The organism is Yersinia canariae, from assembly GCF_009831415.1.
Lineage (GTDB): Bacteria > Pseudomonadota > Gammaproteobacteria > Enterobacterales > Enterobacteriaceae > Yersinia > Yersinia canariae.
In genome coordinates, this window is sequence record NZ_CP043727.1 from 3,555,272 (window position 1) to 3,578,866 (window position 23,595).

Consider the following 23,595-nt stretch of genomic DNA (forward strand, 5'->3'; position numbering starts at 1 on the left):
TTATCCTTCCTGCTCAATCTTGGTCAATATGTCGCGCAATACCGGCCCATACTCATATTTACCGGGGCAGACAAATGTACACAGAGCCAAATCTTCTTCATCCAATTCCAAACATCCCAGCGCTTGCGCACTGTCGGTATCGCCAGAGAGCAGATCACGCAGCAAATGAGTCGCCAAAATATCCAACGGCATAACGCGCTCATAATTACCAATCGGCACCATTGCGCGCTCCCCACCATGCATATCAGTGGAGAAGGCAAATAATTTCCGTTTGAAGAAATGGCCTAATGTGGTGCGGGTAATTGAATATTTATCGCGCCCTGGCATCACCCAACCGAATAGCTCTTTTTCTCGCCCTTCGCGGATGACGGACACTTGTTGATGGAAGCGCCCCAAATATCCATGGGTAGCAGAGAAGGCGGTGCCGCTGAGTACTGAGCCGGAAATAATACGGTTATCTCCCTCTAGCAGCCGGCCCGCAGTCAATTCAGATAAACTTGCCCCAAGACGGGTTCGCAGTAGAGTCGGTTGATTCACCTGCGGGCCAGCGACGGCGACGATGCGGTCAGTCCACAACTCACCGCGAGTAAAGAGTTTGCCGATGGCAATGACATCTTGATAACCCACATGCCATACAGTTTTGTTCAGACTGACCGGCTCAAGGAAATGAATATGAGTCCCCACCAGGCCCGCTGGGTGGGGGCCGGAGAATTCATTGTAAGTCACCTGCGCATTCGGATGGCTGACAACAGCCTGCCCCGGCGCGTGGCAAACATGCACTTTACCCTCGGTCAGTCGGGCCAATACGGTTAATCCATGATTGAAAGCATCAAACTCGGTCGCAATGATGACTTGCGGGTCTGCCGCCAGCGGTTGAGTATCCATGGCGCTAACAAAAATAGCCCGAGGGCGGCTACCGGGGGAGGGAGTTTTATTGAAAGGTCGGGTTCGCAGAGCCGTCCATAAGCCAGAGGCCAGCAAATGGCTCTGTACTTGTTCATCACTGAGTTGGTTGAGATCAGATGAATCATAATGCTCAAACGGGATTTGTTCATCGCCGTCAATATCAATCACAACAGATTGCAAAACCCGGCGGTCACCCCGATTGATGGCACTCACTTTGCCACACGCAGGGGCGGTGAATATCACGCCTGGATTTTTTTTATCTTCAAACAGCGCCTGACCTTTCTTAACCCAATCACCTTCTTGAACCAACATCGAGGGGCGCATCCCGATATATTCTTCACCGAGCAAAGCCACATGGTGAATAGCTGGCCCTTCTTCTATTACTTGTGCAGGTGCCCCAGCGATGGGGAGATCTAGTCCTTTCTTTATTTTAATCATAGAGTTGAACTACTTTATTAGTTATATCAAATGCTGTACTTAACCCAGAATGTACAGGCATACAAAGAGAAGGCACTTTCATGGTTCAGTTAAACGGTGGCTTAATACTGGATCAACGAGACAAACATGAATACTGACCGAAAGAGCCTTAGAAATTAATGCTGCTCCTCATATTGGATGTTATCGGCGCTAAAATAGCGGGAATAGTCATTAATTGAGCAGATCAGCAGCAGCGGGCAATTCTAGCATTTCCAACCTGCACTGTCTGACAAATGCAGTGACTTGAGTCAAGCAAATACAAATAATTTACTGCTAAATTCTGTATATATTCGGTAAAATCGTATCGTCAATTCGTCTTTATCGACTTTGTATTTATTTTATACAAAACATATATTGCTAAAAAATTTCTGACTGATAATCTGCGCCTATATATTTCCCTAAAATAATTGGAATTGCGGCGGAGTAGCAAATGAATGACAAATTGGTTAGAAGCCAATTTGAACATTATTTGTGCTAATACGCAGGGTAGGCCGAGTAGTGGAGACCGCTAACAAAGCTGCAACCTCAGGTAAGAAAGGGAAAATCAGAAAAGTCAGTGGCATCTATAAATATAAGCAGGAATAAGAATGAGTAAAGTCGCGCCAGTGTTTGCGATGATTATGTTTGCGATGACAATTTGCTTGCCTGCGGTATCTTTCAGCAGCTCAGCCAGTGAGCCAGTGGCGGTATCCAAAGAGCTAAAACAGCAATTACTTGGGTCATCGGTCTATATTCAAATCTTCAAAGAAGAACGTACTCTGGAATTATATGCCAGATTACAAGGTGAGTATCGTTTGGTACAAAGCTATCGTATCTGTGAATTCTCAGGCGGACTTGGCCCGAAACGCCGCGAAGGGGATTTTAAAAGCCCGGAAGGTTTTTACAGTATTGATATGCGCCACTTAAAGCCCGACAGTAAGTTTTACCGGGCAATCAATATTGGCTTCCCAAATGATTATGATCTGTCGCAAGGTTATTCAGGGAAATATCTGATGATCCATGGCGCTTGCAAATCAATCGGCTGTTATGCCATGACTGATGCTTATATGGACGAGATATTTAACTACGTACAAACGGCATTTATCTTTGGTCAGGAAAAAGTAGATATCAGTATCTACCCTTTCCGCATGACTGAAAAAAATATGCAACGCCACCGTAACTCTTCAGATTATAACTTCTGGCGTCAGTTGCAGCCTGGGTACGAATATTTTGCCAAAAACCGGATGCCGCCTTCAGTTTCTGTGATCAACGGGCAGTATGTCCTTAGCCGCCCGCCAACCTCCAGTGCACCAGTATCGCAGTACGCCATGACAAAATCAGAAGCACTCACCAAATCAAATACGCTCACCAAAACAGAATAATGCAAACTCACCTGGTGCAATTTTGTGCCAGGTTTCATTACCTGTCAGGGGCTGAGTTGCAATCACGGTGACCACATCTTTAGGTGTGGTCTGCCGCTGAAAATCGATTTCAACATCTTGATCCAACAATGTCGCTTTACCGAAAGGCGCGCGGCGAGTTATCCAATATAAGTTGGTCGAACAGAACGCCATCACAAAACGCCCATCCGAAAGCAACATATTAAACACCCCTTTGGCGCGTAATTGCTCACACAAGGTGCCGATATAGCGAAATACTGCTGGCCAGTTACTTGGGGTGCGGGGGTAACGTTTTGCCAGTTGATTCAGTAGCCAGCAGAAAGCATATTCGCTGTCTGTTTGGCCAATAGGCCGGAAAGTCCCGGTATCCAATTGACGATAACCTTTAAGCTGGCCATTGTGGGCATAAGTCCAATTTCGCCCCCACATTTCGCGGGTAAAAGGATGGGTATTTTCTAATGCAACTTCACCCCGGTTTGCCTGGCGAATATGGGAAACCACCGCACAGGATTTAATTGGATAGTCTTGTACCAATCGGGCAATTGGCGAATTAAAGCTGGGTTGGGGATCTTTAAACGTGCGGCAGCCATTACCTTCATAGAAGGTAATCCCCCAGCCATCTTTATGCGGGCCAGTTCCCCCGCCCCGCTGCACCAGGCCGGTAAAGCTAAAGCAAATATCCGTAGGAACATTTGAGCTCATTCCAAGCAATTCGCACATATATCCCGCTCCCTATACCCATCATTCAAGGTGATCAACAAGCTAAGCAATACTGTTGATCACCTTGTTACATCAGGCCTTTACCATCTCTTTTTCAATTAACTGAATCAAGATGTGAATTACTTTAATATGAATTTCCTGAATGCGATCTGCATAACCGAAATGAGGAACTCGAATTTCAATATCCGCAGATCCGGCCATCTTACCGCCATCCTTACCGGTGAGGGTGATGACTTTCATGCCTTTAGCACGCGCCGCTTCAATTGCTTTAATGATATTACCTGAATTACCTGAAGTGGAAATACCCAGCAACACATCCCCTTCACGGCCGACAGCTTCAACATAGCGAGAGAAAACATAGTCATAACCAAAATCATTACTCACACAAGAAAGATGGCTGACATCTGAAATAGCAATGGCCGGATAACCTGGGCGGTTTTCACGATAACGGCCAGTCAGTTCTTCTGCAAAATGCATCGCATCACAATGGGAACCACCATTGCCGCATGACAAGACTTTACCGCCAGCCTTGAAAGAATCAGCCAGTAATACGGCCGCACGCTGTATGACATTGATGTTGTTATCATCTTTCAAAAAGTTCGCCAGAGTATCAGCGGCTTCATTCAGTTCACTGCGGATTAAATCGTGGTACATGGGAGCCTCTTTATCGTTCTATACCGAAATATTCGTCCTGTGCCAGTGTACCGGATCGCATAAACTGCGAGAAGCACTGTGATGAATTTGCCGGAAGAGTTTTCGCGGTTAGTGCGGCCAATTTGTGAAGTGAGTTGTAAATAACATGTAATGGTATTGATAAAAATAATGAGATGAACTACAACAAATGTATCACTCAACAGGTCAGACCTCCTACATCTCAGGAGCTTCATTATGATGGTTCTTAGCATTATTGCCTTGCTGGTTCTTATTGGTGTGCTGTTCTATCACCGCGTGAACCTGTACCTCAGTAGCTTGATTCTTGTGGTTTACACCGCCGCGATGGGTGCTGCGCAGTTATGGTCATACTGGGCATTATTGCCGCTGGTGATTGTTCTGCTGCCACTGACACTAACACCACTGCGCCAATCCTTATTTTCAGCCCCTGCATTGCGCATGTTCCGTAAAGTCATGCCTGCGATGTCTCGTACTGAAAAAGAAGCCATTGATGCGGGGACAACTTGGTGGGAAGGTGATTTGTTCCAGGGCCGGCCGGACTGGAAGAAATTGCACAACTATCCAAAACCGCAATTAACCGCCGAAGAACAAGCTTTTATTGATGGGCCGGTTGAAGAGGCCTGTCGTATGGCCAATGACTTCCAAATTACCCATGAATTGGCTGACTTGCCGCCAGAGCTTTGGGCATATCTGAAAGAAAATCGCTTCTTCGCGATGATCATCAAGAAAGAATATGGCGGCCTTGAGTTCTCTGCTTATGCTCAAGCGCGCGTATTGCAAAAACTTTCTGGCGTGTCTGGCATCCTGGCGATTACCGTCGGCGTACCAAACTCCCTCGGCCCCGGCGAATTACTGCAACACTATGGGACTGAAGAGCAAAAGAATCATTACTTACCCGGTTTAGCCCGTGGCGATGAGATTCCTTGTTTTGCCCTGACCAGCCCGGAAGCCGGTTCAGATGCTGGTGCCATCCCGGATATCGGCACGGTTTGTATGGGTGAATGGCAAGGCAAACAAGTCTTGGGCATGCGCCTGACCTGGGACAAACGCTATATTACCCTCGCGCCGATCGCCACTGTACTGGGGTTAGCATTCAAATTGTCTGACCCTGAGCATTTGCTGGGCGAGACGGTTGATTTGGGCATTACCTGTGCGCTTATCCCGACGAACACCCTAGGGGTGGAAATTGGCCATCGCCACTTCCCGCTGAACGTGCCGTTCCAAAATGGCCCGACCCGTGGTCAAGATATTTTTGTGCCCATTGATTACATTATTGGCGGGCCAAAAATGGCCGGTCAAGGCTGGCGGATGCTGGTTGAATGTTTGTCTGTTGGCCGCGGCATTACTCTGCCGTCCAACGCTACTGGCAGCTTGAAAAGTGTGGCAATGGGGATTGGCGCTTATGCTTATATTCGCCGTCAGTTCAAAATCTCAATCGGTAAAATGGAAGGGATTGAAGAGCCACTGGCACGCATTGCCGGCAATGCCTATGTGATGGACGCCGCCGCCACCTTGATTACCAGCGGTATTATGCTGGGCGAGAAACCGGCTGTGTTATCCGCCATTGTGAAATATCACTGTACGCATCGTGGTCAACGCGCAGTCATGGATGCGATGGATATCGCGGGCGGTAAAGGTATTTGCCTCGGCCCAGCCAACTTCATCGCCCGTAGTTATCAAGGTGCTCCAATTGGTATCACCGTAGAAGGTGCGAATATCCTGACCCGCAGTATGATTATCTTCGGCCAGGGCGCTATCCGTTGCCATCCGTTTGTACTTGATGAAATGGCCGCCGCGCAATCTAATGATGTTGCCGCCTTTGATAAAGCGCTGTTTGGTCATTTGGGTCATGTGGGAAGCAGCAAAATCCGCAGTTTCTGGCTAGGGCTGACCAATGGCCGCACCAGTGCTACGCCGACCAAAGACAGTACTCGCCGTTATTACCAGCATCTCAACCGCCTGAGCGCCAACCTGGCCTTGCTGTCTGATGTCTCCATGGGGGTATTGGGCGGGAGTCTGAAGCGTCGCGAGCGAATTTCTGCCCGTTTGGGGGATATTCTTAGCCAAATGTATCTGGCCTCAGCCACATTGAAACGCTATGAAGATGAAGGCCGCCAGAAAGAAGATTTGCCGCTGGTGCATTGGGGGGTTCAAGATGCACTGCATCAGGCGGAGCAAGCATTGGATGATTTACTGCGCAACTTCCCCAATGGCTTTATTGCCGGGTTAATGCGCTTCGTCGTCTTCCCATTTGGGCGTATGCATCAAGCGCCATCCGACCGTCTGGATCACCAGTTGGCGCAATTACTGCAAGTTCCATCAGCAACCCGCAGCCGCATTGGTCGTGGTCAGTACCTGACGCCGAGCGAGTTTAATCCGGTTGGTTTGCTGGAAGCAGCATTGCAGGATGTGATTGCAGCAGAACCTATTCATAAGCGCCTCAGTAAAGAAGCAGGTAAGAGCCTGCCATTTACCCGCTTGGATAAGTTGGCCAAACGCGCACTGGCTGAAGGGAAGATCAATGCTGAAGAAGCGGCGATATTGACCAAAGCAGAGCATAGCCGTCTGCGCTCCATTAATGTTGATGAATTCGAGGCTGATGCGCTGGCAACCAAGCCCGTGTTAAAGCAGCCCGCGAAACAGCGGCATACTGAAGCCGCATAATGTGAGTGTCTAACTCTATAACTCAGCCTCCACTTACTGGAGGCTTTTTTTATCCGCTAATAAATCACGCACAATCAAACCGAACTGTTCAGGTTTGCCGGTAAATAACACATTGTCGGGTTGAGTCTGTAACAGCCGCTGGCGCAAATCATTCCGCCATTTTTTATCTGAAATCAGCCGCACCGTCACCGCGATATATTCAGCCAAAGTATGTGCGATTAACGTTTCATCCAGCCCTAAGCGCCGGAATAACCCCTCATCGATATGCTCATGGACTTCGGCTCCGCTTAAGCACACACCGGGGAGCCCCTGACGGACAGTATCGACAATGCCATTAGTGTTACCAAAAGGAAATGGATTGATAAACAGGTCACACTGATTAATAACCTGCAAATAATCCAAATATCCCAAATGCTCATAAACTTTTGCTTGAGGGATAATATTATTCACGGCTTTTTCCATCACCCGATGGGTTATTCCCCAACAGAACCCCATCAAAAAATGAAATACCACTGGCGTTGATGTTCGCTGGGTTATTTCGGCACAAGCCGCGAGGAAGCGGGGATTAATTTTCATTGCAGAGGCACAAACAGCAATATGTACGGCTGGCCGCTCATCAAAACGCGATATAGGCTCCGGCTGACTGATATTGGCGGGCGGCACATACGGCAGGCAATCTTTGGGTAATATGACAACTTTTTCAGAGAAACAGGCTATATCGCCCAGATAATCCTCCTCCACCAAAACCGCATCAATATAATCAGAATGAGTTGTCGCCGGATGCCCCAACGCCATGATTTGTAAGGGTGCCAGCCGCAAATTTGTCAGTGCAATAGTGAGCGGAAACATACCGACACTCGGAAAATAGATGACATCAGGGCAGAGTTTGTGTGCCAGAGCAGCAATCGCCTCAACCGCCCCAATCCGGCTGACCTCGGTAAAATCATCAAAAACGGCGCGAGTTATGGTGTCCGTTGCTTCAATAATGGTGACCCCATGGGTAGCAAACTGTTCCCGTGCGGCCCGTAAGGTACTGGAATGAGTGCGATAAATAGAATGGCCGCTATTAAACCATTCAAGAATAACTAGCATTAATGGCTTACACCGTGATGGTGGCGGGGAGCAGTTATCAGTTAACCCATTATGGATCAGCGTACTACGTAAGTGAAAATTAATACTGCGCTTTATAGCGTGTTTTTCTGCCCTATCAGCATAACTGCAATGCATATAAACATCGTGCAAGATACGTTCGGGTAAGCCCTCAAGGTTCGCAAGAGTTAATAGTTTTTCAGGCAACCATTCTAATAGCTGCTCGCGTTTCGCATGACCCGCTGCGCTAGGTAAAATACGCGGCGACAGTAACGCCAGAAATAGTGCCGCCGCCGCATGGGGATTAAATTTCCATAATATATCTGGCTGTAACGGGATTCCCGATTCCGGTAAATACATCACGCAAAACTTAAGAAAATTACTCCGCCCAAACCTAAGAGGGTGAGCACAGCCCTCCCCCGCCTGATTAAGATTCGTAATGACATGATCAGCATGATTAAATGGCGAGGCCGCAAAAATCAATGCAATCCACCGATGGAAGTTAATAAACTGTAAGAATCCTTTTTCTGACAACACAAATCCGGGGTCCGAAAATAGGTTTCCAATAGCCGCAGCTAACCGATTACAATAATGTTCCTGTTGTTGTAATGGCTGTTTATTAAGAGAAAAAACATCCCACCGGCCATACTGAATATCTAACTGTTCCAGCATCGATATTAATATTCGCCCGGCGTCTTCATAACGTCGGGTACAAACTAAAAACTCAAAATACGGCAATGAAAATGCGATTGAGTTCTCACCTATTGGTGCTATTTCAATTGTTTTTTCCACCATACTCAGCGCTCCTAGGCAATTTGATATTTCAACCTCCTATTGAAAGCAATAAGTGGCTCACCAAACGTAATGATATTGGGCTATTTTGGGAGTTTGCTTATAGGGTGCGGTTTCCAGCGCCCCAAAATATGTTTGTCACACACTTCCGGTTTGATAGCGGCATCATTTGGAATTTGGTGGATTCCCCTTTCTGGAATACAAACCGCGATACCAATATTTGCAGTGATATCATGCTCAAATTCGACCACGATAGCGGGAGGTAATTGCTGCTCTTCGAGGGAGCTGAGGATTTGATCTCGTTTTATCAGTAACGCCTCCTGTTTCTGAGGCCGCGTTATTTTCTCTGTAGTTGTTTTTCCTTCAGAGGTAAGGACAGGTTTGATATTACCCGAATTCGGATTATTGCTTTGACGCCCAGTCTTATCTCTAAAACTATTTTGATCAACCGGCTTGCCATTGATGGTCACATTATTGCCAATATTATCCGGCAAGGTTATAAATACCGGTGACTTAAATAGCGAATGAGTATTCCCGCCAAGCGCAATTCCCGTTATCGCCGCATTATCGTCAAGGAAAATACCGTGATGATTACCGGAACTCCCCGTCACCACACCACCACTTATTGGGCCATCAATATAAACACCGTGGCCATCACCCGCCGCATTACCATTAATCGTGGTATTACCATTGCTAAACATCAGGCCCGTGATTTCTACCCCATGACCATCAGTGGCATTGCCGTTTATAGTGGCATTATCTAGCGTGTTATTGCCATCAATATGAACCCCGATGCCTTGCACACTGGTGGCGTTGCCGCTGATATTCAGCAGTTCGTCCCACCCACCACCACTCAGTGTGACATTTTCACCCACATCCACCCCAGTGCCGTTGGCGGTGTTGCCATTCACCGAACTGATATTATTACCGCTCAGATTACCGGCGATCTCGACCCCTTTACCGTCACCGCTGTAGCCATATAGGGTGGTATTATCTAACTCACTATTGGCATCAATCTTGATTCCAGTCCCATTGATGGAAGTCCCATTCACCGTGCCGCCATTAATGGTGCCATTCAGCTGCACACCAATGCCGTTAGCCGCCTGACCAGCAAGTACAACAGTCCCGCTGGCCGCAATCCCATTGACCACTCCGCCACTCAGCGGGCCATTAACCTGCACACCAATACCGGTGCCAGATGCCGTGCCGTTTAATACTGTATTACCTTGATTGGTGAGTGGGCCGGAGATATTTAATGCAACACTGTCCACAGCCAAACCATTTAAACTGGTATTACTTAAATAGTTATTTCCATTGAGTTTTATCCCAGTGCCGGTATCACTTATCGCCACGCCGTTTAGCGTCAGTAAGTCGGCTTCACTGGTGCCTGTGACATGTAAATTTTCTGCTATATCAATGCCATAACTAACACCTTCAGTGGTACCACTTATTATGCTCTGATGAATGCCATTAATATCATGGGTTAACTCCACGCCTTTACCGTGAGTACTGCTGCCATTAAGTGCGCCATTATCTAATATTGTACGGGTAATAACATTGGAACCCGGCAAGGAATCAACCTTGATACCAATACTATTAATTGATTGCCCGGTCAGTGCAGTATCAATAATGGTAGCATTACCACTAATGCGCAGACCTTCGGCATGAGTTGAAATACCCGTCACATTAATGCGATTAATTTGATGTTCTGCACTGAAGAGATGAACACCTGTACTATCGGTACTGGTGCCTTTAATAGTAACCGGGCCGGTACTGTTATTAACCACACCGGAAATAGCCACCCCAATGTCCGCGACACTATTGCCTTGAATAAGTGTGTCACCATCGCCATTTAATACCACGGCATTATTACTGGTCGGAAAGTTAATACCGACGCCGCGGGTTGCTCGCCCCTCCATTTTTAGGGAACCATTATTATTAATCGTTAATTTTTGGGGGCTAGTATAAGTGATGCCATTCCCATCCGTAGTGGCTTGTGTGCCTTTATTTTCACCGAGGAGAGATAATTGGCTGCCCTTGACAATATTGAGCGTATTAGCACCACTAAATTCAATCCCTTTACGGGTTGCGCCGGTGCCTTCTGTCTCGCCTATAAAGGCGATATTCCCGCCAACTGACAAGGTATTATTGGCTCTAAAGATAAGTGCCGCACCCTGCGTAGTATTAAGTGCCTTACCGACAAATGAACCATTATTGGCCACTATGGTATTATTGCCACCAAAGCTTAATGTGCCACTTTGGTCGGCCAGTAATGGCGTCACCGACTCAGAATAAACAGTAATATTACCTAGTGAGGAATCAAAGTTAATATTATTAAAATAAACATTTCCTGACCCAGTAGAAGAGCCATTAATATTAATGTTTTTCGTCGCCGATGTCAGATTGACATTTTCTAAATCAACAGATGTTGCTTGAGCACTCCCACTACCATTCTTTCCTGTAATAGTAATATTTTCTTGTGCAGTAATATTATTACGGGAGTTATCCGAAAAACCTTCAACATAGACTCCCTCACTTGAAACAAGTGTCGCCCCATTTAAAGTAATATCTTTTTGTGCATTTAACGTGGTATTACCTTTAATATAAACCCCTTTATTACTGGTTGAACTTATATTGGCATCAATATCACCTGTTGTGGCAGTGATATTAGCATTATCCAATATCAATCCGTCAGCACCATTAGTCGTAGAAATAAAGCTAATCTCATTTACGATAAGTTGGGTATTGGCAAGCACGACACCTGTTGAACCATTATTAGTTACTGTAAAATTTCCGTTTTTAGTTTCAATATTAGCACCATCAATATCAACACCTGCACCTGCACCTGCACCTGATGTATTACCATAATTATTAGCTGTTATTGAGATATCCTTTCCAGCAGTAACACTCACTCTATTAGATGAATTCCCAACAATTGTCACTGCCTCCATAGCCGGAACTGAATTATTACCCACTATTGAGATGTTCTGACCCGTAATTATTTCGCCATTACCATTGAAAAAAAAGGCTTTATTATTTAGTGAACTTAAATTGGCTTCAATATCATTTTTAGCCGCAAGAACTGAGTTAGTCATCTCTACTGTATTACTATCACTGACATTACCATTCAATAAAATATTATTGGCACTGATACTGACATTATTGAAATTGCTACCCTTAACGCCCGTAATATTTAAATTAAAATCTCCATTTTCAGATTTTATAACGGCAAACTCCCCCGCAACAGCACTACCGTTTTCCGCTCCGTCATTAACTGCCACTATCGATATATTGCCACCGGCTGTCATATTAACCAGAACATTACTCGCGTTACCGCTTATTTTTATTGTTTCAGCACCCGCGACAGCAGAATTACTGGTCACGCCGTTCAAATTGATATTGCCACTGGCACTTACATTGCTCTCACCTGAAAGCCAAATCCCTTTAGCAGTGGCAGTAGCATTAGCATTTATATCGCCAGCAGTGGCCGTAAGATGACTATCTCTGAATATGAAACCATCAACGCCGGAGACATTGATGTTAAAATCAACATTATTGCCACTGACATTTGAGTTCACTATTTGCAGTCCATAATTAGTCTGGGTAATAATTTCGCCATTGATATAAAATGAAACATTGCCAGACTGCGAAGAAACACGCGTATTAGTAAGATCTACGCCTCCTGATGCACTACCATTAGCATTGCCCTGAAATATAATATCTTTATCACTGGTAATAGTGGAATTAGTGAACGTCCCCATCAACGAGCTATTAGAATTAGATTTCATAACAAATGACATATTACCTGAGCCAGTGAGGACTGAGTCTTCAGAGATATCAATACCACGCCACCCTTGCCCATTAACATTACTACTTTCTCCCGTAATACGCGTTTCACCCGCCACGGAGAAATTAGCAGCATGAGTGATATTCACTCCTATGAGGGATGCAACTCCAGAATTGCCTTCCAGAGTCAGATTACCTATCTCATATCGCCCACCAGCGATAACAATACGCGCTGCACTTTTATTATCGGCATATTTTGCCAGGAAATCTCCTTGGTTTAATAAAACATGACTATCATTTAATGTAATAACAGAATCTGCGGTGGAATTGCCTGCCAATAAATTAAGGTTCAGTTTCCCGGTATTAGACGAAATATTATTGTTAACGACAATATTCCCGTCAGCATGCAACGTCAGCGTAGCATCACCTCCGGCGGTTTTATTGATGTCCGCATTTACCGTAATCTGGCACCAGCGGCAGTTGGCTAAACTACTATTACTGGTGGTGACCGTCACATTAGTGCCACGATCGAGTTGAGTATTAATACTGGCATTCAGTATTTGTGCAATATTGGCGGTTGGCGTGAAAACCTGTACATTTTTCACATACCCGACAGGGATATCCCCCGTCTGAACCACTACCCCACTCTCAGCACCGCTGCCAACAATGTTTACCTCGGCCGGATCGAGCAACCAGAGGCCCTTTTTTCCGGCTATCGCACTCGCATCAACCTGACCAAAAGCTTGTAAAATATGCTGACTGGATGTTTCTACTCGCCCACCATCACCTGACTGTGGCCCGCCACGGGCATGAATATCGCCATAGAAACCAGTGTAATATTCAGACCATAACACGGCTGTGCCGCCGGCCCCTTGTTGTGAGGAAGAAACATCAATATTCGCACTGTTGTCCATGACGACGGCGCGAGCTTTTTTTATCCGTTTATTTTTGCCCTGCCAATCGCCACCGACCAGTACTTTGCCACCGCCAGTTGTCCCGCGCGCATCAATTTTGCTCGCAGCAACCAAATGAATATTTTCACCTTGCACGATGACATTCCCGCCACGGCCCTGCGGATTACTCACATCAATGAGTCCCTGCTGCCGCACCACACCTCTGCTGCCGCCATCGAGGTAAATAACACCATTTTTTTCAGATAAGCTCTGCGCCTGCAAAATACCGGTATTATCAATCACGGTATTCATTAACATCTCTTTGCCGTGTGCTGTCAGTTGGATAACCCCCAAATCAGCTTGAATCAGCCCACCGTTTTGGAGCAAAGTACTGACTTGTTCGCCCTCAACTTGAACCCCGAGCAAACTACCGTGGTCCAGATGAAGAATGACACGACTCCCACTGGCTAACGCCACTTTACCTTTCGGCGCCTGAATAACACCTGAACGCTGATTAATCACCTTCTGACTAATCAGCGCAATATAGCCATTTTCGGTGGCACGCAAATTGGCCTGATTAATTAACTCACCTTCATGTTTTAGGCTATTTAGCGTATAGCGCCCAGAAGCAAAGTCCTGATTAGACATAACTTTTGTGCTGGCGACTAACCCCCCAACATCAATTTGAGCGCCTTTACCAAACAAAATGCCATTTGGATTAAGCAAAAAGACCTGACCATTGGCTTTTAAGTTGCCATATATCTGTGATGCATCGCGACCCAACACTTGGTTCAGCGCAATACTCTGCTGCCCCGGCTGGTGATAAATAACACTGTTCCCTTGCGCGATATCATAACTGGCCCAATTGATCGCCAGTTTATCGCTTTGCTGAGTCACGATAAGGGTGGTGTTATTAGCATCCAATGCCCCTTGACCAACAACTATATTGCCGTTAACCGGCAGTGAGGGATGGGCAAATACTAATAATGGCAATATTCCGAGTGCCAGCCCCGTTAGGATCGCCAGCCGGCTTAATATTCCGACTCTCGAATCATAAGCATTAATGACTTTTTTACCGGTAGATGAAAACGATCGTCCATAAGCTCGGGTAAATTCCCCGACAGCAACTAAGCACCCCAACCGACGGCAGAAAATAAGTTTGTATAATTTACTGTTCATTATTCGCGTCCATTAAATCTGACAAATATGCCGATAGAGGGCTAAAACATTTTGTAAGCGCTAAGCCAAAGTTGGTCATTATCCGGTTGAGGAGTTGCCGCCTGGCCGGTTCGATGCGCCCAAGTCAGATTCAAGGAGTAATCTACCGGGCGGGAGAGAGTGATATAGGCACCATAGCCCGACAGGTTGATATTATTCCCCATCAGGCCTTCAATAGGCTGGCGATAATAAGAACCCCACCCTTGGTCAAAGAATGCTGCAAAAGTAATTTGATTCCCTGCACCAGCCCAATTCGAGAATGGGGGAGGCCAAAGGGCACGTAATTCAGTGGTGAAAATATTGCCTTTATCCACCGCCCCTTCACCAACACCATAAGCACGAACCGCCAGTGGCCCACCCAATAACAACTTCTGTGAACTATCAAGATTCTTACTGGCTATTTGGCCGGTAAATTGATTGAAGAAAGAGAAATAACGGCCAAAGCCCTGATCATGACCCGTACGATAATTAAAACGGGCAAAAGTACCGGCAATATCGGTCACAGCATTAGCTTCCTGACTGAATTCATCATCCAATGACAAGTGGCCTGCTATGCCCAGTAAATAAAAATGACTCAGCCCACGAGGGAGTGCGGTAAAAGTGCCATTAATGCCAAACTCACTGGTATTCAAATTGCGTTTTTGGTTCGGAAGCATAATCAGTGAATCACGCATTCTGCTCTGATAATAACCGGCATTCACATCAATTCGGGCTGCTGAATGACGAACCCATGGATGGCGAAAATTAATGCCCCAAGTATTAGAATGACCGCGAGCATTCAATATTTCGAAAGGCCCTTTAAGGGTATAATCCAGGTAGCTATAATTAAGCGCTGCGCGGGTGCCATAAGTATTAATGGGAAAATTGTAGTCCAACAGGCCATTGAATACATCGGCAGAGCTGGATAGAATCAAATCTGTACGTAATTGATCGCCCCACCCTGTTATATTATTTAATACACTGCCTGCTAATAACCGATTATGACCCGAGTAATCATTACCCTGATTATCTGCACCAATATATCCCATCACGGCTTGGCCTGGGGTAATATCAGCATAAATTCTTGTCATTCCCGATTGGGTTCCTGGTTTTAATGCTAAAGCAGCATCAACTCCCGGCACGTCATTAAGAATAAGGGCGGCTCTTTCCAGTCGGGATAATTCAGCTGGGGAAGCGGCACAATCTTTGTCACCCAAAAATCCTACCGCCTTGCTGCAACTATTACTTTCAATCACAGCAGTAGCAAAGCCAGTATTCAACCGGCTCTGATTATTGACTTCCGGTTTATCTAACCTGCCGGGAAGAATACGGACGATGACGATACCTTCACGGATAGTTTGTGGTGGCAATATTGCTTGTGCGGCAATAAATCCTTGTTGTCGATAAAAGCGAGTTACTGCTAACGTCATAGTTTGTAAATCATTAAAAGTTAATTTCTGCCCCAACCAAGGGGTAATAACGGCTTGTAGCGCTTTATTATTTCTATTACTGGGTGGTAATAACAGTGTTTCGCCCTCGAATCTAACCTCTCGTAAAATGATTTTCTTCTCCGCTGTGGAGCGGCCGGATGATAAGGAGGGAACCAAAGGCGAAAGCTTGATTTCAGCTTGCTGTGGCGCACGTAATGGCTCCTGCATTGTTTGCTGTATTTCGTTACTAATCGTACCTGCATTCGGTACATTGATTACCTGAGGGGCGGCAACTACCTGTGAGCAAAAAAAAAGGGTCGATATAATTCCTTGGAAGCTCAATTTAGTCTGATACTGTGATTTTTCTGGATAATAAAAATGTCGCATAAAATACGCCTGCTTAGCATGGTGATAACGCCAGTTTGAATAAAAAACCTTAGCTATTTAACACTGGCATAGGATTAAATTTTAGTTATCAAGTAATGTCTTTATTAAAATATTAAATAGAATTAAACAGGGTGTAACACACATAATAAATACAAATACTAAAAATCGCCCTCTGTAGCTTCAGACTAATAGCCACTTCATATTTATAACAAATAGTTATTTATGGTAGATATATCATAGTTGACATGAAATTATAATAACATCCCATACAGATAAATAATTAAATTGGCTTTGTTTTATATAAATAGACTGGTAATTACATAATTATATGAAATATATACATTAAAATAACGCTCTCAGCACAAATAATACCAACTAGAATTAAAAGCAACAAAAATAGTAAGTAGAAAATAAAAATAACAGCAACAACAAAAAACATTAATTGCATTTCAAATTAGCCTAAACACCCATAATTCAGTAAAGTATTTGCGACGCCGCCTCTAATAATAAACAAAATACGCAATAGTAACTTATATAATAAAAAACCCCGCATTACTTACGGGGTTACTATATTGCAATCATTATTAATCTATCGCATCAAGATAAGTAATTTCACTATCCATTTTGCCGAATACGAGCAATTAAATCATCAATAGTATCAATATGTGATACCGCTAATATCAAAGTACGTCCTAAACTCAAAGCATGGCGCTGGCATGCCCTGCGCATTTCATCATCAGCAATGCTATCCAGATCAGCCACATGGGCTAACCCAATGGTGCGCCGAATTAATTCACAGCCACAATACCCCACGGCATCTTGCCAAACTTGCTGTAAAAATAGCTGCGCATAACCTGCGGTTGCCAGAGCCGAATCTTGCGTTTTTTCCTCGCTTAATGCCAGAAAACGGCTGGCAAAGATGTTCCACAGAATATGGATATCTTCCAAACGCTGTTCACGACCAGCAGCCGCGTCTCGTGGGCCAGCTAACCCCGGTAAACCGCAGTAATTAAGCAGCAAATTGCCCAGTGCCGTACCGACATCAAAACCAATCGGGCCATAGAAACCAAACTCGGCATCAATGGCTATCAGACGCCCCTTTGAAACAAAAATTGAACCACTGTGAATATCGCCGTGCAGCAATGCTTCGGCCTTGCTCAAAAAACGGTGCTTTAGCGAAGCGACAGCTAATTTGAGTGCAATATCCTGACGTAATACCAGCACGTCTGGTAATAGCGCCGGGTCAAAGTTATTGCGTTCATGATCAATATAGGGATCAGTAAAGAATAAATCTTCGGTGATTTGGCATAATTCTGGGTTGGTGTAGCGGCTAACTGCGGCCTTTTTAGCTTGAGCTGACTGATAAAAATCGGAGGTATGAAATAAGGTTTGTGCTAAATATTCCGCCAATTGCCCCGCGGCCTGAGGATAGTATTTTCCCTTCACCAATTCACTGCGCCAGATTTGGTGGTCGGATAAATCTTCCTGCACCATCACCGCTAATTCTGCATCGTGATGCAGAACATTAACCGTATGTTGGGGGCAAAATTGGCGGTGTGTCAGCAGAGTTTCAGCTTCAATTCTGGCGCGATCCAAAGTGAGTGGCCAGGATTCGCCCACGCAGCGCACATAAGGCAGTGCTTGTTTGACAATCACTCGGCTAATCCCGGCTGTATCACGGATTTTAAACACCAGATTGAGATTTCCATCTCCAATTTCATCGGCCGTCACCAAGGCCCGCGGATCAGCTACTTGACCATATTGGCGAGCATATTCAACAGCATCCGCAGCAGTAAATGTATGGTAGCGCGACATCTTCAACCTCTTTGTTCTTTATCTGATTCTGATTCACTCACCGCCAACCATTTGCTTAGCCGTGAAATTATTCCCTGTTCGAGCAAAAAATTCCGTATTTAGGCGTAAAACCATATAGACGTCTACACATCCGTAAGATATGTTGGCAGAATAAGAAACCAGATGCAATAACGCAACATGGATTTAACTGACAATGCAGACGTTTAACACACCCGATTTTCACAGTAATCAATTACAAATTAATCGATTACAAACAACCAGTTTGAAAATTGCCGATGGCCAGCTGTGGATACTGGACCAACAGGCCTTGCCACAGCGCCAGGAATGGCTATCTGCCGATACGGTAGAATTACTGATTGAGCATATTCAAGCGCTGCGCGTGCGCGGTGCGCCATTGATTGGCTTATCAGCCAGCCTGCTGTTGGCTTTGCTGGCAGAGCGCGGCTTATCGCAAGCTCAGCTTGAACAAGCCCTGATTGCCTTGCGGGAATCACGCCCGACGGCGGTGAATTTGATGAATAATTTGGCGCGGATGCAGCAGGCGTTATTGCAAGCCAATTGGGTCGAAGCCATGGTTCACGAAGCGTTGCGTCTGGTAGCAGAAGACCGCGAATTATGTGAGCGTATCGCCCAGCAGGGAGCAAAATTGGTCAAACCCGGCAGCAATTTGCTGACTCACTGTAACACCGGGGGGCTAGCCACCGCGGGTATTGGTACGGCCATCGGCGTATTACTACGCGCTCATCAGCAAGGCAAGATAAGACAGGTCTGGGTCGATGAAACCCGCCCCCTGCTGCAAGGTGGCCGTTTAACAGCCTGGGAACTGGGCGAATTGGGCATTCCCTATCAATTGATTTGTGATTCGATGGCCGCCAGCTTAATGGCCCAAGGCAAAGTCGATGCTATCTGGGTTGGGGCTGATCGCATTGCCGCGAATGGCGATGTCGCGAATAAAATTGGCACCTACAGTTTGGCGGTATTGGCGCATTATCACCGCATTCCATTCTACGTGGCCGCACCACATACCACCCATGACCCGGACTGCCCAAATGGCGCGGCCATCCCCATAGAGCAACGAAATGCCAGTGAAGTCAAAGGGATATCTGGGAGTTTTGGTCACTGCCAATGGGCACCAGAAGATGCCCCGGTGTATAACCCGGCGTTTGATGTCACCCCAGCCGCATTAATCACTGGCTGGGTATTAGACAGCGGCGTTATTACGCCAGAACAAGTCGCCGCAGGCTTCTTCCAACCGAAGAATTAGCATAATCGCAGGAAAGCAGCAAGGGCACGGCTCCCGATGATCTTACATAAGTCAATGATTCGGATGACTAAGCCCCTGTAGCTTGAAGCCCGAGGGGATTAATCTAAGCGCGGGTAAACATCAGCAATTTTATCGCCGGTAAAATGCGCGACCCACCCCTCTGGGTTATCAAATACGCGAATAGCAGTAAAATTCGGTTGAGACCCCATATCAAACCAATGGGGCGTATTGGCTGGCACTGATAGCAAATCATTCTTTTCGCAAAGAATCTGGTAAATTTTGCCTTTCAGATGCAAGCAAAATAGCCCCGTTCCTTCCACGAAGAAACGCACCTCATCTTCACCATGGGTATGCTCCGATAAGAATTTTTCGCGCAACACTTCCCGCTGCGCATTATCAGGGCGCATGCTGATCACATCCCAACTCTGATAGCCTTTTTCTGCCACTAATCGGTCAATTTCATGCTGATAAGCTGCAATCACTGCATCCGGCTGTGGGTTCTCGCCTAACTCGTGATCTGCCTGCCAGCGCTCAAATCGCACGCCAATGGCGGTCAATTGTTGCTGAATTTCTTCAGCATCGCGGCTTTGCCACAGCGGCTGTTCTGGCTGTTCATCACTAAAAATGGTTAATCCGCTCATGCTGTAAAATCCTCTATGTCTATCTGATCAAAACGGTTGACTTGGGGATGACGGCTTTCGCTATCGGGAAGGTCGCGAATCAACTGGCAAGTTTGCCAACCGGCAAGCTGTGCAGCATCCAATTCCTGGCGAATATCGGACAAAAACAGTAATGCTGCCGGCGCAATGGCCAACCGATTGGCTATATTCTGGTAAGCGCTCACTTCGCGCTTCGCCCCAACATGAGTGTCAAAATAACCGCTAAATAATGGCCGTAAATCGCCCGCATCACTGTAGCCAAACAATAATTTCTGGGCATCAACCGAGCCGGATGAATAGACATACAGCCCCAGCCCCTGCTGCTGCCAATTCGTCAGTTGCGGGGCAACATCAGAATACAAATGACCGCGAAAATCCCCTTGCAGATAGCCGCTACGCCAAATAATCCCCTGAATGGCTTTTAACGCAGTGGATTTGCGATCTTCATCCATAAAACGGTGCAAAGTGGTAATCAGCGTTTCAATATCCGCATTCGGTTTTTCAATTTCACCGCGTAGCCCCAACAATGCGGTGGCAACGTCTTCATCCTGTTGATGCTCACGTAAGAAAGATGTCAGCCGCTCACGGGCATAGGGGAAAAGCACTTGATGGACAAATCGGATGTCGGTCGTGGTGCCTTCAATATCAGTGACTATTGCCTGGATCATTTTGCCTCCGCTTGATAATTGACATCCAATAGGCGGCGTTGCAGTTCACACTGGAACAGAAACTCCAGCCCTTCCAAATGGCGGCGAGCTTCAGACACGCTATTGCCCCAGCAGTACAAACCATGGCCACGAACCAGGAAACCGTAACGCAATGGATTATTATCAGCCAATGCCGTAACCCGTTGTACTAAAGCAGGAATATCCTGATCATTATCGAAAATAGGGATCACCACGCTATCAAGGTGACTGCGTTGCCCAGAAAGCGATTTTTGCATTTCATAGCCTTGCAACACCAACTCATTGCCACGCTCTACTCGTGATAGCACGGTAGCATTCACCGAGTGAGTATGTAAGACCGCATTGATTTCTGGATACAGACGATAAAGCAAAGTATGCAGACCGGTTTCCGCCGAGGGTGTACGCCCGCTGGGCACATGGTTATTGGCCGTCTCCACCAGCAAAAAATCATCTGCCGTCAGACTCCCTTTATCTTTGCCCGACTCGGTAACCAAACATTGAGCCGAGTCCAGCCGCAGGGACATATTACCGCCAGTCGCCGGGCACCAGCCCTTCTCACCAATCCAGTGGCAGGCGGCTAGCAGCGCGCCGAGTTGTACATTTTCTGTCATTGCATATCCCTGTTGTGGTGTTGCTGTGCCATGGCATGTTGCCACCGCAATCAACCTGACGACATTTATTTGCGCAAAAAAATCATTAGCACAATTTTATCTATGCTTAGCAAATAACGTCATTTAGCCGTTTAAACATCTAAGCGTCTTGATTGCCAAATCTTAACATCGTGTTATATTGACGGCAACATACAGCGCGAGGAGTATTCACCCGCCATGAGCACTTTATCTTTTATTCCAGACAGTAAATTACCCGCACAGGGCACCACAATCTTTACGCAAATGAGTGCATTAGCGCAAAAGTATCAAGCAATTAACCTGTCACAGGGCTTCCCAGATTTCGATGGCCCTGATTATCTAAAGCAACGATTAGCCTACCATGTTAGCCAAGGCGCAAACCAATATGCCCCCATGACAGGGGTGGCGTCACTGCGCAATGCTATCGCCGATAAAACGGCTAAAACCTATGGTTGGAAACCCGATGCTGACAGCGAAGTCACTGTCACCACCGGGGCCAGTGAAGCTTTATTTGCCGCGATTACCGCACTGGTGCGCCCAGGCGACGAAGTCATTTGCTTTGATCCCAGCTACGACAGCTATGCCCCAGTAGTGAAACTGGCCGGCGGCATACTCAAGCGCATTGCGCTCAAACCTCCGGCGTTCACTACCGACTGGGCTGAGTTTGCTGATCTGATATCTGAACGTACCCGATTGGTGATTGTGAATACGCCGCATAACCCATCGGCGACCGTGTGGCGCGCAGAAGATTTTGAGCAATTGTGGCAAGTGATTGCTGAGCGCAATATTTATGTTCTCAGTGATGAAGTGTACGAACACATCTGTTTCAGCGCGGCAGGCCATGCCAGCGTATTGGCACACCCGCAATTACGCCAGCGGGCTATTGCCGTTTCCTCTTTCGGCAAAACTTTTCATATGACCGGTTGGAAAGCGGGCTATTGCATCGCCCCTGCGACGATCAGTGCTGAAGTACGCAAAATTCATCAATATCTGACATTTTCGGTATGTACTCCGGTACAGTTTGCACTGGCGGATATGCTTAACGCCGAGCCAGAACACTGGCAACAATTGCCGGAATTCTATCGTGCTCGCCGCGATCTTTTCGTCAATGCTTTGTCTGCCAGCCAATTTAAGATTTTGCCTAGCGAGGGAACTTACTTCTTACTGGCCGACTACAGCGCCATTTCGGATCTCGACGATGTTGAGTTCTGCAAATGGCTGACCGAACATGTGGGTGTGGCCGCGATACCTCTGTCAGTATTCTGCGAAGGCCCTTTCCCTCATAAACTGATCCGGCTGTGCTTCGCCAAACAAGATGCCACTCTGGACGCCGCCGCGGAGCGATTGTGTCAACTTTAAAACTGACTCTTCTGCAACAGCCCCTGGTGTGGCTGGATGCGCAAGCAAATCTACGTCACTTTGACATGCTGCTGGAGCCCATACAGCAGCGCGATGTTATTGTGCTGCCGGAAATGTTTACCACAGGTTTTGCGATGAATGCGGCTGAAAATGCGCTGCCAGAAGCTGAAGTTATCGGCTGGCTGCGCCATTGGTCAGCACGCACTGATGCCCTGATTGGCGGCAGCGTGGCACTCAAAACGCCCGACGGCGCGGTTAACCGTTTTCTGCTAGTGGAACCGGGCGGAAAAGTCCATCACTATGACAAGCGCCACTTATTCCGCATGGCGGGTGAACATCATCACTATCTGGCGGGTAAAACACGTAAAATTATAGAATGGCGCGGCTGGCGAATTCTGCCGCAAGTCTGTTATGACCTGCGTTTTCCTGTGTGGTCACGCAACCTGCAAGACTATGATTTAGCACTGTATGTGGCTAACTGGCCGGCAGCCCGAGCCAAACATTGGCAAACCTTGCTGGCGGCGCGCGCGATAGAAAACCAAGTTTACGTCGCGGGTTGTAATCGGGTCGGTGATGATGATAATGGCCATCATTATCAGGGTGATAGTGTGATTTTGGATGCCCAAGGTGAGATTTTGGCCCAAGTAGCGCCGGGACAAGCGGCACAATTGGATGCCGAGTTATCTTTGGAAGCCTTACAAGCATATCGGGAAAAGTTTCCAGCTTTCCACGATACCGATAAGTTTTTGCTGTTGTAAGTTAACAATAACATAAGCTTACGCGGTGAGAAT

Annotated in this window: 15 protein-coding genes; 5 read left to right on the forward strand and 10 right to left on the reverse strand. The window is 46.5% G+C overall.

The features are described 5' to 3' along the window. Nucleotides 1–1,344: a Na(+)-translocating NADH-quinone reductase subunit A gene (locus F0T03_RS16420; protein ID WP_159679511.1), complete on the reverse strand. Its 1,344-nt coding sequence runs from the start codon at nt 1,342–1,344 to the stop codon at nt 1–3. A 626-nt stretch (nt 1,345–1,970) separates the two neighbouring features. Here F0T03_RS16420 and dpaA point away from each other — a divergent pair. Further along, nucleotides 1,971–2,744 (forward strand): peptidoglycan meso-diaminopimelic acid protein amidase, encoded by a 774-nt coding sequence (gene dpaA / locus F0T03_RS16425; protein WP_145555830.1) that lies wholly within the window; start codon nt 1,971–1,973, stop codon nt 2,742–2,744. Here dpaA and F0T03_RS16430 read toward each other — a convergent pair. Both F0T03_RS16430 and lpcA read right to left on the reverse strand, forming a co-directional pair. Further along, nucleotides 2,718–3,482 (reverse strand): class II glutamine amidotransferase, encoded by a 765-nt coding sequence (locus F0T03_RS16430; protein WP_145555829.1) that lies wholly within the window; start codon nt 3,480–3,482, stop codon nt 2,718–2,720. The genes dpaA and F0T03_RS16430 overlap by 27 nt on opposite strands. 72 nt (nt 3,483–3,554) lie before the next feature. Beyond that, nucleotides 3,555–4,136: a D-sedoheptulose 7-phosphate isomerase gene (lpcA, locus tag F0T03_RS16435; RefSeq protein WP_145555828.1), complete on the reverse strand. Its 582-nt coding sequence runs from the start codon at nt 4,134–4,136 to the stop codon at nt 3,555–3,557. A 234-nt stretch (nt 4,137–4,370) separates the two neighbouring features. Here lpcA and fadE point away from each other — a divergent pair, with 234 nt between their 5' ends. Continuing rightward, nucleotides 4,371–6,818, forward strand: a complete 2,448-nt coding sequence (gene fadE, locus F0T03_RS16440; protein WP_145555827.1) for an acyl-CoA dehydrogenase FadE — start codon at nt 4,371–4,373, stop codon at nt 6,816–6,818. Between the two features lie 33 nt (nt 6,819–6,851). On the opposite strand, the gene F0T03_RS16445 is transcribed toward fadE, so the two are convergent. From F0T03_RS16445 to mtnK, 4 genes are all read right to left on the reverse strand, one after another. Further along, entirely contained in the window at nt 6,852–8,702 is a 1,851-nt protein-coding gene (locus F0T03_RS16445; protein ID WP_159679513.1) for a glycosyltransferase, read from the reverse strand. A gap of 80 nt (nt 8,703–8,782) precedes the next feature. Beyond that, nucleotides 8,783–14,557, reverse strand: a complete 5,775-nt coding sequence (locus F0T03_RS16450) for a two-partner secretion domain-containing protein (protein WP_159679515.1) — start codon at nt 14,555–14,557, stop codon at nt 8,783–8,785. Nucleotides 14,558–14,598: 41 nt separating this feature from the next. Then, a complete protein-coding gene (locus F0T03_RS16455; protein ID WP_159679517.1) occupies nt 14,599–16,392 on the reverse strand; it encodes a ShlB/FhaC/HecB family hemolysin secretion/activation protein in 1,794 nt (597 codons plus the stop codon). 615 nt (nt 16,393–17,007) lie between these two features. Further along, a complete protein-coding gene (mtnK, locus tag F0T03_RS16460) occupies nt 17,008–18,207 on the reverse strand; it encodes an S-methyl-5-thioribose kinase (protein WP_159679519.1) in 1,200 nt (399 codons plus the stop codon). Between the two features lie 193 nt (nt 18,208–18,400). Between mtnK and mtnA the strand changes: the two genes are divergently transcribed. Further along, nucleotides 18,401–19,471, forward strand: coding sequence for an S-methyl-5-thioribose-1-phosphate isomerase (gene mtnA, locus F0T03_RS16465; RefSeq protein WP_159679521.1), 1,071 nt, complete (start codon nt 18,401–18,403; stop codon nt 19,469–19,471). Between the two features lie 98 nt (nt 19,472–19,569). Here the strand turns inward: mtnA and F0T03_RS16470 are convergent, their stop codons facing one another. From F0T03_RS16470 to F0T03_RS16480, 3 genes are read right to left on the reverse strand one after another with little or no spacing between them, the layout of a single operon-like run. Next, the gene (locus F0T03_RS16470; protein ID WP_159679523.1) at nt 19,570–20,112 is read right to left on the reverse strand and encodes a 1,2-dihydroxy-3-keto-5-methylthiopentene dioxygenase; all 543 of its coding nucleotides are present in this window, start codon (nt 20,110–20,112) and stop codon (nt 19,570–19,572) included. Beyond that, nucleotides 20,109–20,798, reverse strand: coding sequence for an acireductone synthase (mtnC, locus tag F0T03_RS16475; protein ID WP_159679525.1), 690 nt, complete (start codon nt 20,796–20,798; stop codon nt 20,109–20,111). The genes F0T03_RS16470 and mtnC overlap by 4 nt, the downstream gene beginning before the upstream one ends. After that, complete coding sequence (locus tag F0T03_RS16480; protein ID WP_159679527.1) at nt 20,795–21,427, reverse strand: methylthioribulose 1-phosphate dehydratase; 633 nt, start codon at nt 21,425–21,427, stop codon at nt 20,795–20,797. Before F0T03_RS16480 ends, mtnC begins: the two co-directional genes overlap by 4 nt. Nucleotides 21,428–21,643: 216 nt before the next feature. On the opposite strand from F0T03_RS16480, the gene F0T03_RS16485 reads away from it, so the two are divergent. Both F0T03_RS16485 and F0T03_RS16490 read left to right on the forward strand, forming a co-directional pair. Beyond that, nucleotides 21,644–22,804 (forward strand): pyridoxal phosphate-dependent aminotransferase, encoded by a 1,161-nt coding sequence (locus F0T03_RS16485; protein WP_159679529.1) that lies wholly within the window; start codon nt 21,644–21,646, stop codon nt 22,802–22,804. Beyond that, a complete protein-coding gene (locus F0T03_RS16490) occupies nt 22,792–23,562 on the forward strand; it encodes an amidohydrolase (RefSeq protein ID WP_159679531.1) in 771 nt (256 codons plus the stop codon). Before F0T03_RS16485 ends, F0T03_RS16490 begins: the two co-directional genes overlap by 13 nt. The last annotated feature ends 33 nt before the right edge of the window (nt 23,563–23,595 follow it).

Excerpts from the sequence above, each read along its gene's own strand:
- F0T03_RS16420 (WP_159679511.1), bottom strand. The coding sequence starts at position 1,344 with ATGATTAAAATAAAGAAAGGACTAGATCTCCCCATCGCTGGGGCACCT.
- dpaA (WP_145555830.1), top strand. The coding sequence starts at position 1,971 with ATGAGTAAAGTCGCGCCAGTGTTTGCGATGATTATGTTTGCGATGACA.
- F0T03_RS16430 (WP_145555829.1), bottom strand. The coding sequence starts at position 3,482 with ATGTGCGAATTGCTTGGAATGAGCTCAAATGTTCCTACGGATATTTGC.
- lpcA (WP_145555828.1), bottom strand. The coding sequence starts at position 4,136 with ATGTACCACGATTTAATCCGCAGTGAACTGAATGAAGCCGCTGATACT.
- fadE (WP_145555827.1), top strand. The coding sequence starts at position 4,371 with ATGATGGTTCTTAGCATTATTGCCTTGCTGGTTCTTATTGGTGTGCTG.
- F0T03_RS16445 (WP_159679513.1), bottom strand. The coding sequence starts at position 8,702 with ATGGTGGAAAAAACAATTGAAATAGCACCAATAGGTGAGAACTCAATC.
- F0T03_RS16450 (WP_159679515.1), bottom strand. The coding sequence starts at position 14,557 with ATGAACAGTAAATTATACAAACTTATTTTCTGCCGTCGGTTGGGGTGC.
- F0T03_RS16455 (WP_159679517.1), bottom strand. The coding sequence starts at position 16,392 with ATGCGACATTTTTATTATCCAGAAAAATCACAGTATCAGACTAAATTG.
- mtnK (WP_159679519.1), bottom strand. The coding sequence starts at position 18,207 with ATGTCGCGCTACCATACATTTACTGCTGCGGATGCTGTTGAATATGCT.
- mtnA (WP_159679521.1), top strand. The coding sequence starts at position 18,401 with ATGCAGACGTTTAACACACCCGATTTTCACAGTAATCAATTACAAATT.
- F0T03_RS16470 (WP_159679523.1), bottom strand. The coding sequence starts at position 20,112 with ATGAGCGGATTAACCATTTTTAGTGATGAACAGCCAGAACAGCCGCTG.
- mtnC (WP_159679525.1), bottom strand. The coding sequence starts at position 20,798 with ATGATCCAGGCAATAGTCACTGATATTGAAGGCACCACGACCGACATC.
- F0T03_RS16480 (WP_159679527.1), bottom strand. The coding sequence starts at position 21,427 with ATGACAGAAAATGTACAACTCGGCGCGCTGCTAGCCGCCTGCCACTGG.
- F0T03_RS16485 (WP_159679529.1), top strand. The coding sequence starts at position 21,644 with ATGAGCACTTTATCTTTTATTCCAGACAGTAAATTACCCGCACAGGGC.